The following is a 13,674-nucleotide window of genomic DNA, read 5'->3' as shown; positions in this document are numbered from 1 at the left end:
CCGTGACCGGCCGGGACGGACCGGAGGGCGCGTCCGACGACGACGGCGACTTCACCGCCGAGCGCGCCGCCTCCTCCCTCGCCGGTTTCCGGAGCGGCACCCTGCGGGCCCAGGCCGATGACGCAGAAGCGGGCGCCACCGACACCGAACCCGACGAGCAGGTACTCTCCTCCGCCGCCCCCTCGACCCCGACCGCAGAACGCCGACCGCCTACGAAGGACTCACGATGACCCGACCCTCCCCCGCCACGCACACCGAGCTGGACCAGCTGCTCACCGGACTCGTGGAGCGGGTCGCCGACGTGAACCAGGCGGTGGTGCTCTCCGAGGACGGACTGGTCGTCAGCAAGTCCACCGGCTTCCTGCGCGACGACGCCGAGCGGCTGGCGGCGACCGCGTCGGGCCTGATGAGCCTCAGCAAGGGCGTCAGCATGGACTTCCGCGGCGGCCCCGTGCGCCAGGCGCTGATCGAGATGGCCAACAGCTACCTGATACTCACCTCCGCGGGCGCCGGCGCCCACCTCGTCGTGCTCACCGGTCCGAACGCCGACGTCGGCGTGGTGGCGTACCAGATGAACATGCTGGTGAAGAAGATAGGCGAGCACCTGAGCGCGGCACCGCGGGCCACCGCCGGCCCCGGCGAGTGACGTGACCGGAGGCGACGCGGGCGGCCGGCTCGTACGGCCGTTCACCCTGACCGGCGGCCGGACCCGGCCCAGCCGCGCCGACTTCACCCTCATCACCACGGTGGCCGCGATCGACCCGCAGCCCACGCGGGCCGCGCGGCCGCAGCCCGAGCATCTGCGGATCCTGCGGCTGTGCGCCGAGCCCCTCGCCGTGGCCGAGGTCGCGGCCCGCCTGGACCTGCCGGTGAGCGTGGTCGTCATCCTGCTCTGCGACCTGCTGGAGGCCGGCCGGATCACCGCCCGGCCCCCGCGCCCGGTCTCCCGAGCCACCCCGGACCTGGACCTGCTGCAGAAAGTGAGGGACGGCCTTGGCCGGCTCTGACCGCGCCACTGAGGCGCCCACGGCACCCGCGCCCCCGGCTGCCGCCCCCGAAGCCGTGAAGATACTGATCGCCGGCGGTTTCGGCGTCGGCAAGACCACCATGGTCGGCTCGGTCAGCGAGATCGCCCCGCTGCGCACCGAGGAACCGCTGACCGCGGCGGGGCTGGACGTCGACGACCTCGCCGGCATCGAGGAGAAGCGGGCGACGACCGTGGCCCTGGACTTCGGGCGGATCGGCATCGGCCGGGAACTGGTGCTGTACCTCTTCGGTACGCCCGGTCAGCAGCGGTTCTGGTTCATGTGGAACGACCTGGCTATCGGTGCCCTCGGCGCCGTGGTCCTGATCGACGTGCGCAGGCCCGAGTCGAGCTTCGCGGCCATCGACTTCTTCGAGCGGCGGGGCATTCCGTTCGTCGTCGGCGTCAACGGTTTCCACGGACGGCATCCGTATCCGGCCGAGGAGATCCGGGAGGCCCTGGCGCTGCCCGAGCACGTGCAGGTGCTGTTGTGCGACGCGCGGGAGCGGGCCTCCTGCCGGGACGTCCTCATCGCCCTGATCGACCAGCTGATCGACGCCGCGGCCGGGGCCGCGGCGTCGTGACCGGCGTACGGCGGGTCAGACCAGACCCGCCGTCTTGAGCCACTCCTTGGCCACGTCCAGCGGGTCCTTCTTGTCCAGCTGCACCTGGGCGTCCAGGTCGAGGAGGGTCTTCGTGTCCAGCTTGGCGGAGACCGCGTTGAGCGTGTCGACGCCCTCCTGGGAGAGCCCGTCCTTGTGGACCAGCGGTGTCACGTTCGCGTATCCGAAGAGGTTCTCCGGGTCCTTCAGGACGACGAACTTCTCCTTGATGATGGTCGGGTCCGTGGTGAAGATGTCCGCCGCCTGCACGGTGTTCTTCGTCAGCGCCGACTGGGTCAGCGGACCGCCCGCGTCGAGCGCCTTGAAGGACTTGAACTTCAGCCCGTACACGGACTCCAGGCCCTTCAGCCCCTGCTGCCGGGTCTGGAACTCGGGCGAACCGCCGATCACCAGGTCCGGCGCGATGTCCTTGAGGTCGGCGAGGGTCGACTCGGCGGTGAGGCCGTGCTTCTCGGCGGTCTCGGCGTTGACGCTGACCGAGTCCTTGTTCTCGGCCGGCGACGACTCCAGCAGCGTCAGCTTCTTGTCGAGCTGGGCCTTGGCCGCGGTGTTGACCGCCTCCGTCGACTTCTGCTCCGCCTCCGGGTCGAGGTAGGCCAGCAGCGCGCCGTTGTACTCCGGCAGCACCGTGACCGAGCCGTTCTTCATCAGACCGTACGTCGTCTCACGGCTGCCGATGTTGTGCTTGTAAGTGACCTTGAGGCCCTTGGCCTTGAGCGCCTCGCCGTAGATGTCGGCGAGGAGGGTGCTCTCGGCGAAGTTGTTCGAGCCGACGACGACGGTGCCGGCCTCCGCCTTCTCCCCTGCGAGGGGGTTGTCGGAGGTGTCGTCGGAGGAGGAACAGCCCGCGAGCAGCGCCGCCGCGGCGGTGAGCGCGACGGCCGCCGCGCCGGTGTGCCTCGTCCTGGACCTGCTGCTCTTCGCGGTAGAAGTCATCCACCGATCCAAACGAGCCACTTGCCGGTCAGTCAAGAACGGCCTGGTTACGGTTTCTTTCACCACGGTGTTCGAGATCATGCTCCGGCGTCAGCGCCTGCGCACCCCCGGCGAAACGGCCAGCCGTTCCGCCGCCCAGAACACTGCCAGCGTGACGAGCGCCAGGAGCGCCACCAGGGTGGCACCGCCGACCACCTTCTCGTAATCGCGCTGGTAGAGCCCGTCGATGATGTACCGGCCGATCCCGCCGAGACTCACGTACGCGGCGATGGTCGCCGTCGACACGACCTGGATGGCCGCCGAACGCAGTCCGCTGAGGACCAGCGGCAGGGCGACGGGCAGTTCGACCCGCAGGAGGATGCTCGTCTCGTGCATGCCCATGCCGCGGGCGGCGTCCACCGGGGAGGGGTCGACGGAGCGGACCGCCTCGTAGGTGGTCACCAGGATCGGTGGGACCGCGAGTACGACCAGCGGGACCATGACGGGCAGCAGGCCGATGCCGACCACGACGGCGATCAGCACCAGCAGACCGAAGCTGGGCAGCGCGCGGGCGGCGGTGGCGACGAAGGCGACGGCGTTGCCGCCGCGTCCGGTGTGCCCGGTGAGCAGTCCGAGGGGCAGGCCGATCGCGGCGGCGAGGCCGAGGGCCATCAGCGTGTACTGGACGTGTTCCAGCAGGCGCTGCGGGATGCCGTCGTAGCCGTGCCAGTGGGCGCTGTCGCTGAAGAAGGCGTTGACGAAGCTGAGGACGTTCACCGGGCGACCGCCTTCTCCGGCGTCTCCGGCGACTCCGGCGTCTTCGGCAACTCCGCCTTCTTCAGATCGGACCGCTCCTGCCGCACGGCGGCCTCCTTCGGGCGCTTGCCCTTGCCGCGCGGCATCCAGGGCGTCAACAGGTTCCGGACCAGCACGAGCGCCGCGTCGCACAGGATCGCCAGTACGGCGGTCGTGAGGACGGAGTTCACCGCGAGTTCGGGACGGCCGTACTTCTGGGCGTCGGCGAGCAGGTTGCCGAGGGCGCCCTGGTTGCCGATGAGGGCACCGACGCTGACCAGGGAGATGCTCGCCGACACGGCCACCCGGAGGCCGGCGATGATCGCGGGCACGGCGATCGGCAACTGCACCTGGAGATAGCGCCGTACGGGCCCGAAGCCCATCGCCGTGGAGGCGGCCAGGGTCTCCCCGGGCACCGACCGCACGCCGTCGACGATCGCCGGAACGAGCACCACGAGGCTGTACACGGCCAGCGGGATCATCACGGTCAACTCGGTCTGGCCGGTGTAGTCGATGAGGACGACGAAGACGGCCAGTGACGGGATGGCGTAGAACACGGTGGTCACGCCGAGCACGGGCGGGTACAGCCAGCGGAAGCGCACACAGAGCTGGGCGATGGGCAGTGCGAGCAGCAGCCCGGCCAGCACCGGCAGCAGCGCCTCGCGCAGGTGCAGCCCGATCAGGCCGAAATAGGTGTTGCCGAGGTCGCTCGGAATGTCGAAGAAGCCGTTCACGGGCCGACCTTCGTGACACCGGCGGACTCCGCCTGCGGCGCGTCACCGGCCTGCGCGTCGCCGGTGTCCCCGGCGCCGTGGGCGGTGCGGATCGCCTCGCCGATGGTCTGCTGGGAGACGACGCCGGCCACCCGGCCGTCGGCGTCCACGGCGACGGCCCAGCCGGTGGGCGAGAGTACGGCGCAGTCGAGCGCGGCTCGCAGCGAGTCGGTGCCGGGCACGAACGGCCGCCCGTACGACAGCAGCCCCTCCACCGCGATGTCCCCGGCGGTCAGGGCCCGCGGTTCGGCCCAGCCCAGCGGCCTGCCCTCCGCGTCGGTCACCAGCAGGTGGGGGGCGTCGGGTGCGGCGAGTTGCTCGGCCGTGGCGTCCACGCCCACGACCCGGTCGCTCGTCAGCTCCAGGCCGGCCGACGGGAAGAAGGACAGCCGCCGGATGCCGCGGTCGGCGCCGAGGAAGTCCTCGACGAAGTCGTCCGCGGGGTTCGACAGCAGCTCGGCGGGGGGCGCGAACTGGGCGAGCCGGCCGCCGGTGCGCATCACCGCGACCATGGTGCCCAGCTTGATGGCCTCGTCGATGTCGTGCGTGACGAAGACGATGGTCTTGCCCAGCTCCTCCTGGATGCGCAGGAGTTCGTCCTGGAGCCCCTTGCGGACCACGGGGTCGACGGCGGAGAACGGCTCGTCCATGAGCAGCACGGGCGGGTCGGCGGCGAGCGCCCGCGCCACGCCGACGCGCTGCTGCTGGCCGCCGGAGAGCTGGTACGGGTACCGCTTGCCGAGGGAGGCGTCGAGCCCCACCCGCTCCATCAGCTCCGCCGCCCGCTCCCGGGACTTCTGCTTGCCCCAGCCGATCATGCGGGGCACGGTGGCGATGTTGTCGATGATCGTCCGGTGCTGGAAGAGCCCGGCGTTCTGGATGACGTACCCCATCGACCGGCGCAGCGTGGTGACCGGCTGCCGCTGGAGGTCCGCGCCGTCGAGGAGGATGGTGCCCTCGGTGGGCTCGACCATTCGGTTGATCATCCGCAGGGTCGTCGTCTTGCCGCAGCCGGACGGCCCGACGAGGACCGTGATCGAGCGGTCCGGTATCTCCAGCGACAGCCTGTCGACCGCCACGGTGCCGTCCGGGTACCGCTTGGTGACTGATTCCATCCGTATCAAAACGCCGAATACCCTTCGGGTGGGGCGGAAAGTTCTGGCCAGGTCGCTACGGGTCGTTGCCGGGAGAGTCTAGACGTCCGGTGTCGCCAACCCGTGGTGACCGTGTGAGACCCTGCCCCGAGGCCCCCGTCCTACGCCGCCACGGGCAGCCCCGCCGTGCGCAGCACCCGGCGCCCGGCGTCCACGGCGAACACCTCGCACCCCTCGCGCGCGGCGGCCCACGCGACGCCCTCGGCGCCCATCGCGAACGCCGCCGTGGCGACCGCGTCCGCCTCGGTGAGGGTCGGCGCCACGACGGTGAGGCTGAGCAGTCCGGTCGCCGGGAGCCCGGTCCGCCCGTCGACGATGTGGTCGCCGCGTTCGTAGCGGGCGGACGTGGCCACCGCGCCGTCGGTGAGCCGCAGGACGGCGCACAGCCGGCCGGCGTGCTCGGGGTGCCGTACGCCCACCTTCCACGGGCCGCCGGCGGCGACCACGTCACCACCGGCGTTGAGGCAGAACCGCCGTGCCCCCGCGGCCCGCAGCAGCCCGGCCGCCCGCTGCACCGACCAGCCCTTGACCACCGCGCAGGGGTCCAGGCCCCGCCCGGGCAACCGGACGTCGAAGGCCCCACCGGTCGCGACCCGGTACTCCTCACACAGGCCGAGCACCTCCGCCAACTCGGCGCTGACCCGCGGTACTTCGCCCCGCTCCAGCCGCGACACCTCGCTGCCGGGCCGGAACGGGCTGAAACGCGCGTCGACTTCCCGCAGCCACGCGAAGGCGGCGTCCGCGGCCTCCTCGGGCACGTCCGGGTCGTCCACCCGCAGCGACACCGGGAAGCCCATGACGTGTTCGACGCGCCGCACGTCAGGCCCTCCGGACGTCGATGGCGGCCTGGAGGGACTTCTTGTACCCGTCACTGGTGACCGTGGCGCCGGAGACCGTGTCGATGTCGGCGCTCTGGGCCCGAAGCGTCTCCTCGACCAGCTGGGGGACGGCGGCCGTGGTCTGCGGGTGGTCGGGCTGCCGGAGCATGCGTACGGCGGTGATCCGCCGGTCCCTGAAGGTCACCTCCACCTGGACGCGGCCCTTCTCGGTGTCGACGGTGGTGCCCGCGACGACGACGGAACCGGCGGACGGCGCGGACGACGCGGCGTGGGTGGGCGAGGTGGCCGCCGTCTCGTGGGACGGTGCGTGGCGCCAGACCGGGATCAGACCGGCGATGCTCAGGACCAGGACGGGCAGTGCGCGCTTCACGGTGTGGGGGTTCCTCTCGTCACGCCGGGCTCAACCGGCCAGGCTGAAGCGTTCGGCGTGTATCTGCGGCCCGGGCACACCCAGTTCGCGCAGGGCGCGCAGGACCGCGGTGGTCATGCCGGGCGGCCCGCAGACGTAGACGTCCCGTTCGGCGATGTCGGGGACGAGCGCGGCGAGTTCGCGGGGCCCCAGTCGGTCGGGGACGGCCGGTCCGGTGACCAGGTGCAGTTCGGCGCCCTTGGCGTGGGCGAGGTCGCGCAGCTCGTCGTAGAGGACGGCGTCGCGGTCGGTGGCCACCCGGTACACGAGGACCGCCTGGCCGGGCAGTTCCTCCAGCAGGGCCCGGACCGGGGTGATGCCGACGCCGCCGGCGATCAGCAGCGTGTCCGGGCGGGTGCGGTGCAGGGTGGTGAAGGCGCCGTAGGGGCCCTCGGCGAAGACGCGGGTGCCGGGCCGGAGACGGCGCAGGGCGGCGGTACCGTCGCCGGCGGTCTTGACGGTGAGCCTCAGCTGACGGCCGTCGGGCGCCATGGACAGCGAGAACGGGTTGGCCTGCCACCAGCGGTCGCGGGTCAGGAACCGCCACAGGAAGAACTGGCCGGCCCGGGCGGGCAGCCGGTCGAGGTCGCGGCCGGTCAGGTACACGGAGATGACGCGCTCGTTCTCGGGGACGACGGCGGTGACGCGCAGCCGGTGACGCAGGTTCCGCCACAGCGGCAGCACGACCCGCCCCGCCAGCACCGCGCCGAGGGCCGCGCCCCACATCCCGTACCAGTACGTCCTCGCCATGGGCGAAGAGGTGAAGGTCGTTCCCACCGCGACCTGGTGGGTGAAGGCCAGCACCACCGCCACGTACGTGTACAGATGGAGGAAGTGCCAGGTCTCGTACGCCATCCTGCGCCGGGCGGCGTGCGCGGAGACGGTGCCGACCACCACGAGGACCCCCAGGGCGGTGAGCGCCCGCAGCACTCCCTCGACGGTCTCGGCGAGGTCGACGAGCTGGTTCAGGGGGGCCGTGCCGGACGGCTGGGCGTACCCGAAGGTGATGAGGACGACATGGGCGAGCAGCGCCCACAGCACGGCGAACCCGGTCCAGCGGTGCCAGGACGTCAGCCGGTCCATGCCGATCCGCCGGTCGAACCAGGGCAGCCGGGCCACCAGGATCAGCTGGAACGCCATGAGCAGGGCGCCGTAGAGGCCGGTGAGGCGGCCCAGGACGATGAGCGTGTTGGAGGCGAAACCCGCCTGGACGAAGAAGACGGCCACGACGGCGGAGTTGACGGTCAGGATCGCGTACAGGCCGGTACGGGCCACCACCTTGGGGCGGAGGGCCGGCCCAGGAGGCGGCTGACGGTGGGGGGCGCTCGGGACTGTGGTCACGGCATCGAGCTTCACCCGCCCGACCTGTCGTTTTCCTGTCGGGCGACTTTCAAGTACTTATCGATCACGGTACGGCGGCCCCCGCCCTCTGGGGTGCGGGCGGCCGGTGGCGCAGTATGAGCGCGTGGAAAAAGTACGACTCCTCGTGGTGGACGACGACCCGCCCATCGCCGACCTCGTGGCCACCGTCGCCCGCTACGAGGGCTGGGAGGCGGTCACCGCCAACTCCGGCGAGCAGGCGCTGCGGCTGGCCGGTGACTTCCGGCCGGACATCGTGGTGCTCGACCTGATGCTGCCGGACGTCGACGGCTTCGGCGTCCTGGACCGGCTGCGCCGCTCGGGCACGATGGTGCCGGTGGTGTTCCTCACCGCGCGCGACGGCGTGGCCGACCGGGTGGCGGGGCTGACCCGGGGCGGTGACGACTACCTGGTCAAGCCGTTCGCGGTGGAGGAGCTGATGGCCCGGCTGCGGACCGTGCTGCGGCGCAGCGCGGGCCCCGGTTTCCAGCGGTCGGTGCTGCGGGTGGCGGACCTGACGATGGACGAGGACACCCGTGAGGTGCGCCGGGGTGAGCGACGGGTGTCGCTGACACCGACCGAGTACGAGGTGCTGCGCTATCTGATGCGCAAGTCACCGACCGTGCTGACCAAGGCGCAGATCCTCGACCACGTGTGGGAGTACGGCTTCGGCGGCCGGTCCAACGTCGTGGAGCTGGTCGTCAGCCGGCTGCGCCGCAAGCTCGACGACCCGGACGACACGGATGACACGGACGAGTCCGGTGAGCCGCTGATCCGGACGGTGCGGGGCTTCGGGTACGTGATCCGGCAGGCGGCCCGGTGACACGACGGTGGTGGCACGCCTACCGCGGACTTCGGCTCGGGACCCGGCTGGCGCTGGGCCTCGGGGTGCTGTCGCTGGTGGTGTTCGCCGTGGTCGGCACGGTGCTGACCGCGTACATGCGGGACTACCTGGAGCGGCAGCTCGCCGACCAGATGAAGCTGGTGCAGGTCGTGCAGTCCAAGGACGCGGCGGTGCACGGCACGGTGCGGCGCAAGCCGTACTACGGCTGGTACACGGCCGTCTACGACGTCTCCGGCGGCTCGGCGGACCTGCGCACGCCCGCCGAGGTGCCGGCCGACAGCCGTGCGCTGACCGCCCTGGCGCAGACCATGGCCCGCTCCGACGAGGACCTGACCCGGACCGTGCGGATCGACGGGCACGGCCCCTACCTGCTGCGGGCCTGCGAGGTGGAGCCAGGGGTGGTGCTGGTGAGCGCCGCGCCCATGGGGGACGTCGAGGACACCGTGGAGCAGCTGATCACGGTGCAGGTCGTCGCCTTCGGACTCGCGCTGCTGGCGCTGGTGGTGCTCGGGCGGCGGATGCTGCGGCGCGGGCTGAAACCGCTGAGCGACATGGCGAGCACGGCGCACGGCATCGCCTCGCACGATCTGACCGAGTCGGCCGCCCGGCTGCCGCTGCGCGTGGACGGGCGGGAGGGCGGCCAGGAGGTGGCGGAGCTGCGGACCGCGTTCAACACGATGCTGGAGCACATCGACGACGCGCTGGCGGTGCGCGCCGAGGCCGAGCAGCGGCTGCGCCGGTTCGTCGCGGACGCCTCGCACGAGCTGCGCACCCCGCTGATGTCCGTACGCGGCTACGCCGACCTGTTCCAGTACGCGGCGGCCGACGCGCCCGGGGAACGGGAGCGGCATCTGGCCCGGCTGCGCGCCGAGGCCGCCCGGATGGGTGTGCTCCTGGACGACCTGCTGCTGCTCGCCCGGCTGGACGCGGCCGAGGTGGAGGCACCTCTGCGCTGGGAGGACGCGGATCTGACGGACCTGGTGCGGCAGGCGGCCGACGCCTTCCGCGCCGGTCACCCGGAGCATCCGCTGACGGCGAAGGCCGGTCCCGCGGTGGTGAAGCTGCGTCTGGACCCGCAGCGGATCCGGCAGGTGCTCGACAACCTGCTGACCAACGCGGCTGTGCACACCCCGGCGGGCACGAAGGTCTCAGTCGCCGTGTCGGTGACGGCCGACACGGTCCGGGTGGCGGTCGCCGACACGGGGCCGGGCATCCCGGCCGCCGACCGGGAACGGATCTTCGACCGCTTCTACCGCGTCGACAAGGCCCGCAGCCGCGACCGCGGGGGCAGCGGGCTGGGCCTCGCCGTGGCCGGTTCGCTGGTGCGGGCGCACGGCGGGACGATCGAGCTGGGCGGCGAGCCGGGCACGACGGTGTTCACCGTGACGCTCCCGGCCGCCGCGCTCTGAACCGCGGGGTCAGCCCTCCGTGGGCGCCAGCCGCAGCGCGATGCTGTTGATGCAGTACCGCTGGTCGGTGGGGGTCGGATACCCCTCGCCCTTGAACACGTGCCCGAGGTGCGACCCGCACCGGGCACACCGCACCTCGGTGCGCACCATGCCGTGGGACCGGTCCTCGATCAGCTCGACCGCGTCGGTGTCCTTCGGGTCGAAGAAGGACGGCCAGCCGCAGTGCGACTCGAACTTGGTGGTGGAGGTGAACAGGTCCGCACCGCAGGCGCGGCAGGAGTAGACGCCCTCGGTCTTGGTGTCGGTGTACTCACCGGTGAAGGCGGGCTCGGTGCCGGCCTGGCGCAGGACGGCGTACTCGGCCGGAGCCAGCTCCGCGCGCCACTGCTCGTCCGGCTTCTCGACGTCGTACGACATGAGTCCTCAGCCCCTTACTTACCCGTGCTCGACAGCTGGTCCAGGATGCGCGGTCCGAGATCGGTGACGTCGCCCGCGCCCATGGTGAGAACGAGATCACCGGCCTTCGCCATTCCCGCGACCACCGCGGGTGCCCCGTCCTTGTCGTGGACCGGCGTGACGTCCGCGCCCGCGGCGCGGGCCGCCTCGATGATCAGGTCGCTGGTGATGCCGGGGATCGGGTCCTCGCGGGCCGGGTAGATGTCGAGGACGACCGACGCGTCCGCCAGCGACAGGGCCTGGCCCATCTCCTTGCCCAGTTCCTGGGTGCGGGAGAACAGGTGCGGCTGGAAGAGGACCAGGATGCGGGCGTCGCCGACCGCGGCGCGCATGGCCTCCAGGTCCGCCGTCATCTCGGTGGGGTGGTGCGCGTAGGAGTCGACGACCTGGACGCCGGCCGCCTCGCCCTTGAGCTGGAGGCGCCGCTTGACGCCCGTGTAGGCGGCCAGGGCGGGGGCCAGCTCTGCGGCGGGGATGCCGAGGGCCACGCCCGCCGCGAGGGCGGCGACCGCGTTGTGCGCGTAGTGGCGGCCCGGGACTGAGACCGCGAAGGTCAGCTCCGCACCGTCCATCACCACGGTGACCTCGCTCTTCAGGCCCTGCGGGACGACCGACAGGATCCGCACGTCGGCGTCCTCGGACTCCCCGTACGTCACCGTCCGCACCGACCCGGCCAGCCGCCGCGTCAGCTCCCGGGCGCCGTCCTGGTCGGCGGCGATCACCAGGGTGCCGCCGGGGACGATCTTGTCGGCGAAGGTCTCGAAGGACTCGTAGATCTCGTCCATCGACGCGTAGTTGGCGTGGTGGTCGAGTTCGACGTTGAGGACGATGGCGACCTCGGGGGCGTACTTGTGGAAGCTGCGGTCGCTCTCGTCCGCCTCGGCCACGAAGATCTCGCCGTCGCCGTGCAGGGCGTTGGAGCCGGGCGCGTCCAGGTCGCCGCCGATCGCGTACGACGGGTTCAGGCCCAGCTCGGACAGGGAGACCGCCAGCATGGAGGTGGTGGTGGTCTTGCCGTGCGTGCCGGCGACCGCGATCGGACGCAGGCCGTTCATCAGCGCGGCGAGGGCGTCGGAGCGGTGCACGACCGGGATGCCGCGTTCGGCCGCGCGGGCCAGCTCGGGATTGTCCTCGCGGATCGCCGACGATGCGACCACGCAGGTGGCGCCGTCGGCAAGGTGCTCCGCCGCGTGCCCGATGTGCACGGTGGCGCCGAGCGCGCGCAGGGCCTCGGCGGTCGCGGACTCCCGGGCGTCGCTGCCCGCCACCTCGGCGCCGCGCTGGGCGAGGATCTTGGCGATGCCCGACATTCCGGCGCCGCCGATGCCGATGAAGTGCGGTCGGTCCATGGCGGTAGGAAGGCCGGGTGCCATGCGCTGTTCTCCCCAGAGGTGCGGCGGGTGGTACGAGAGGTGGTGCTCGCGAGCGTGCTGCTTGCGAGCGGTGGTCGTGCTGGTGGGCGCGCCCCCGGCGCGGGAGCGCGGCCCCAGCCTATGCCTTGCTGTGGGAGAACAGTTTCAGGACCGGTACGCCGACCTTGTGCCGGGCCCGCGAGGCCCAGTCCCGGTGGAAGAACTCCTCCACGTAGTGCGGATCGGTCAGGACGATCACCTCGTCGGCGCCGGTCTCCAGGACCAGGGACTTGAGCTCGTCGAGCGGGTGGTCCTCGATCAGGCGGCCCACGGCCTCGGCCCCGGACGCGCGCAGGGCGGTGAGGGACACCTCCAGTGCCCGCTGCCCGACGCTCTGCGCCTCCTGGCCCTCGGGCGTCTCCCCCTCGCGCACGGCGTCGTCCAGCTCGCCGAGCGCGACGTCGTCGATGGCTCTCAGCAGCCTGTCAGCCTGATCGCCGCGCGGCTGGAGCAGCACGTGGAAGGCGACCGCCTCCTCCCCGTGCAAGGTCGTGACGAACTCCACGTCGGCGGACGTCAGGGCCTTCTCGATCATCAAAACGCTTGTGAACACTCAGGCGCCCCTTCTCCTTCGAGAGACCGTCGGGCCCACCCTCCGTAGGCCGTACCAGTCCCTGCGGAAACCATCCTGCCCCGTGATCGCACGGGTACTGCCGGATTCAGTGTGCCCGGCCCGGACTAAGCGGAACGACAGATTCCACCGATTCCCTTTCCTCCGATTCCTCAGTCACGCCGGTACCGGGTGAAGAGGAAGCCCTCCTCCTCGAGCAGGGACGCGAGCGCGAACCGCCGCGGAACCTCGACCGAGGGCCCGCCCGCGATGCGCTGCGCGTCACCCGCGGTGAGCATCGGCGAGACGGTCAGGCACAGCTCGTCGAGCACTCCGGCCGTGACGAACTGCCCCAGCAGCCGTGGACCGCCCTCGGTCAGCAGCCGGGTGTGACCGAGGGCGACGAGCGCGTCGACGGCACGGGCGGGGTCCACGCCGACGCCGTCACCGGCGATCACCACCCGGGCACCTGCCTTCTCGGCGGCCGCGATCCGGTCCGGGGCCGCGGCCGCGCCGGTCAGGACCAGGGTCGGCACCAGCGGCGAGGTGAACAGCGGCAGGGAGAAGTCCAGCTCCAGGCTCGCGCTGACCACCGCGATCGCCGGCGCGGGGCTCTGCCCGGCCGCCCGCCGCAGCTCCGCGAACTCCGCACGCGAGCGTGCCGGACGGTACCCCTCCTGGCGTACGGTCTCGGCGCCGGCGACCACCACGTCCGCCAGGGCGCGCAGGGTGCCGAAAACGCGCATGTCGGCCGCGCTGGAGATGGGCTGGGACCGGCCGTCGTGCTGGGCGGCACCGTCGAGGGTGGAGACCATGTTCGCCCGCAGCCACGCCCCCGGCCGCCCGTACTGCTCGGGATAGGCGTAGGCGGCGGCCAGCTCGGCGAGGCTCCACTCCCGATCGGTCCCGTCGGAGCCCGGGCCGGCTGTCTGATCGGTCACAGGGGTCACGGGTGTCACGGGGAACAGGCGTCGCATGCCGTGCAGTGTTCCACGCGGCCGAAACCCGAACCGCGCGATCGGCGGCCGCGCAGCCGCGGGCAATCGTGCCGCCAGGGGCGGCACGGGTGGGCGCGGCGGCACCCCGCGACGCCGGGCCGCGCACCCCACCCC

Annotated in this window: 17 protein-coding genes; 6 read left to right on the top strand and 11 right to left on the bottom strand. The window is 72.0% G+C overall.

Features of this window, described 5'->3' with window-relative positions; translation table 11 throughout:
- The 4 genes from EBH09_RS28465 to EBH09_RS28450 form a co-directional block, all read left to right on the top strand.
- Positions 1-230, top strand: a 230-nt coding sequence (locus EBH09_RS28465; RefSeq protein WP_153182721.1) for a hypothetical protein, incomplete at its 5' end; no start/stop codon positions are given.
- Positions 227-646 carry a roadblock/LC7 domain-containing protein gene (locus tag EBH09_RS28460; protein ID WP_121749797.1) on the top strand — a complete coding sequence of 140 codons (420 nt, stop codon included), beginning with the start codon at positions 227-229 and terminating at the stop codon, positions 644-646. The genes EBH09_RS28465 and EBH09_RS28460, both read left to right, overlap by 4 nt.
- Before the next feature lies 1 nt (position 647).
- On the top strand, positions 648-1,007 hold the full coding sequence (locus tag EBH09_RS28455; protein ID WP_121749796.1) for a DUF742 domain-containing protein: 360 nt from the start codon (positions 648-650) through the stop codon (positions 1,005-1,007).
- Positions 994-1,608: an ATP/GTP-binding protein gene (locus tag EBH09_RS28450; RefSeq protein ID WP_193776583.1), complete on the top strand. Its 615-nt coding sequence runs from the start codon at positions 994-996 to the stop codon at positions 1,606-1,608. Before EBH09_RS28455 ends, EBH09_RS28450 begins: the two co-directional genes overlap by 14 nt.
- A gap of 15 nt (positions 1,609-1,623) precedes the next feature.
- Here EBH09_RS28450 and EBH09_RS28445 read toward each other — a convergent pair whose 3' ends face one another.
- The 7 genes from EBH09_RS28445 to EBH09_RS28415 all read right to left on the bottom strand — a co-directional run bounded on the left by EBH09_RS28445 (position 1,624) and on the right by EBH09_RS28415 (position 7,873).
- Positions 1,624-2,583, bottom strand: a complete 960-nt coding sequence (locus EBH09_RS28445) for an ABC transporter substrate-binding protein (protein ID WP_121749794.1) — start codon at positions 2,581-2,583, stop codon at positions 1,624-1,626.
- Positions 2,584-2,673: 90 nt separating this feature from the next.
- Complete coding sequence (locus EBH09_RS28440; RefSeq protein ID WP_121749793.1) at positions 2,674-3,339, bottom strand: ABC transporter permease; 666 nt, start codon at positions 3,337-3,339, stop codon at positions 2,674-2,676.
- Positions 3,336-4,091 (bottom strand): ABC transporter permease subunit, encoded by a 756-nt coding sequence (locus tag EBH09_RS28435; RefSeq protein WP_121749792.1) that lies wholly within the window; start codon positions 4,089-4,091, stop codon positions 3,336-3,338. Before EBH09_RS28435 ends, EBH09_RS28440 begins: the two co-directional genes overlap by 4 nt.
- Positions 4,088-5,254 (bottom strand): ABC transporter ATP-binding protein, encoded by a 1,167-nt coding sequence (locus EBH09_RS28430; protein WP_193776582.1) that lies wholly within the window; start codon positions 5,252-5,254, stop codon positions 4,088-4,090. Before EBH09_RS28430 ends, EBH09_RS28435 begins: the two co-directional genes overlap by 4 nt.
- A 131-nt stretch (positions 5,255-5,385) precedes the next feature.
- Positions 5,386-6,102, bottom strand: coding sequence for an FAD:protein FMN transferase (locus EBH09_RS28425; protein WP_121749790.1), 717 nt, complete (start codon positions 6,100-6,102; stop codon positions 5,386-5,388).
- Between the two features lies 1 nt (position 6,103).
- Positions 6,104-6,493: an FMN-binding protein gene (locus tag EBH09_RS28420; protein WP_121749789.1), complete on the bottom strand. Its 390-nt coding sequence runs from the start codon at positions 6,491-6,493 to the stop codon at positions 6,104-6,106.
- Positions 6,494-6,523: 30 nt separating this feature from the next.
- Positions 6,524-7,873 (bottom strand): ferredoxin reductase family protein, encoded by a 1,350-nt coding sequence (locus EBH09_RS28415; protein ID WP_121751048.1) that lies wholly within the window; start codon positions 7,871-7,873, stop codon positions 6,524-6,526.
- A gap of 124 nt (positions 7,874-7,997) precedes the next feature.
- On the opposite strand from EBH09_RS28415, the gene EBH09_RS28410 reads away from it, so the two are divergent.
- Both EBH09_RS28410 and EBH09_RS28405 read left to right on the top strand, forming a co-directional pair.
- Complete coding sequence (locus EBH09_RS28410; protein WP_274595149.1) at positions 7,998-8,714, top strand: response regulator transcription factor; 717 nt, start codon at positions 7,998-8,000, stop codon at positions 8,712-8,714.
- A complete protein-coding gene (locus EBH09_RS28405; RefSeq protein ID WP_121749787.1) occupies positions 8,711-10,144 on the top strand; it encodes a HAMP domain-containing sensor histidine kinase in 1,434 nt (477 codons plus the stop codon). The genes EBH09_RS28410 and EBH09_RS28405 overlap by 4 nt, the downstream gene beginning before the upstream one ends.
- A 9-nt stretch (positions 10,145-10,153) precedes the next feature.
- On the opposite strand, the gene msrB is transcribed toward EBH09_RS28405, so the two are convergent.
- The 4 genes from msrB to EBH09_RS28385 all read right to left on the bottom strand — a co-directional run bounded on the left by msrB (position 10,154) and on the right by EBH09_RS28385 (position 13,539).
- Positions 10,154-10,561, bottom strand: a complete 408-nt coding sequence (gene msrB, locus EBH09_RS28400) for a peptide-methionine (R)-S-oxide reductase MsrB (RefSeq protein WP_121749786.1) — start codon at positions 10,559-10,561, stop codon at positions 10,154-10,156.
- Between the two features lie 14 nt (positions 10,562-10,575).
- Positions 10,576-11,973: a UDP-N-acetylmuramate--L-alanine ligase gene (murC, locus tag EBH09_RS28395; protein WP_121749785.1), complete on the bottom strand. Its 1,398-nt coding sequence runs from the start codon at positions 11,971-11,973 to the stop codon at positions 10,576-10,578.
- A 118-nt stretch (positions 11,974-12,091) separates the two neighbouring features.
- Positions 12,092-12,565 (bottom strand): indole-3-glycerol phosphate synthase, encoded by a 474-nt coding sequence (locus tag EBH09_RS28390; RefSeq protein ID WP_193776581.1) that lies wholly within the window; start codon positions 12,563-12,565, stop codon positions 12,092-12,094.
- Between the two features lie 170 nt (positions 12,566-12,735).
- The gene (locus tag EBH09_RS28385) at positions 12,736-13,539 is read right to left on the bottom strand and encodes a pyrimidine reductase family protein (protein WP_121749783.1); all 804 of its coding nucleotides are present in this window, start codon (positions 13,537-13,539) and stop codon (positions 12,736-12,738) included.
- Between the last annotated feature and the right edge of the window lie 135 nt (positions 13,540-13,674).

It is taken from the genome of Streptomyces sp. E2N166, assembly GCF_003671715.1.
Taxonomy (GTDB): domain Bacteria; phylum Actinomycetota; class Actinomycetes; order Streptomycetales; family Streptomycetaceae; genus Streptomyces; species Streptomyces thinghirensis.
Note: the sequence above shows the minus strand (reverse complement) of the source record. Positions and strands in the feature narration are given on the sequence as shown.

Excerpts from the sequence above, each read along its gene's own strand:
- msrB (WP_121749786.1), bottom strand. The coding sequence starts at position 10,561 with ATGTCGTACGACGTCGAGAAGCCGGACGAGCAGTGGCGCGCGGAGCTG.
- EBH09_RS28445 (WP_121749794.1), bottom strand. The coding sequence starts at position 2,583 with ATGACTTCTACCGCGAAGAGCAGCAGGTCCAGGACGAGGCACACCGGC.
- EBH09_RS28385 (WP_121749783.1), bottom strand. The coding sequence starts at position 13,539 with ATGCGACGCCTGTTCCCCGTGACACCCGTGACCCCTGTGACCGATCAG.
- murC (WP_121749785.1), bottom strand. The coding sequence starts at position 11,973 with ATGGCACCCGGCCTTCCTACCGCCATGGACCGACCGCACTTCATCGGC.
- EBH09_RS28460 (WP_121749797.1), top strand. The coding sequence starts at position 227 with ATGACCCGACCCTCCCCCGCCACGCACACCGAGCTGGACCAGCTGCTC.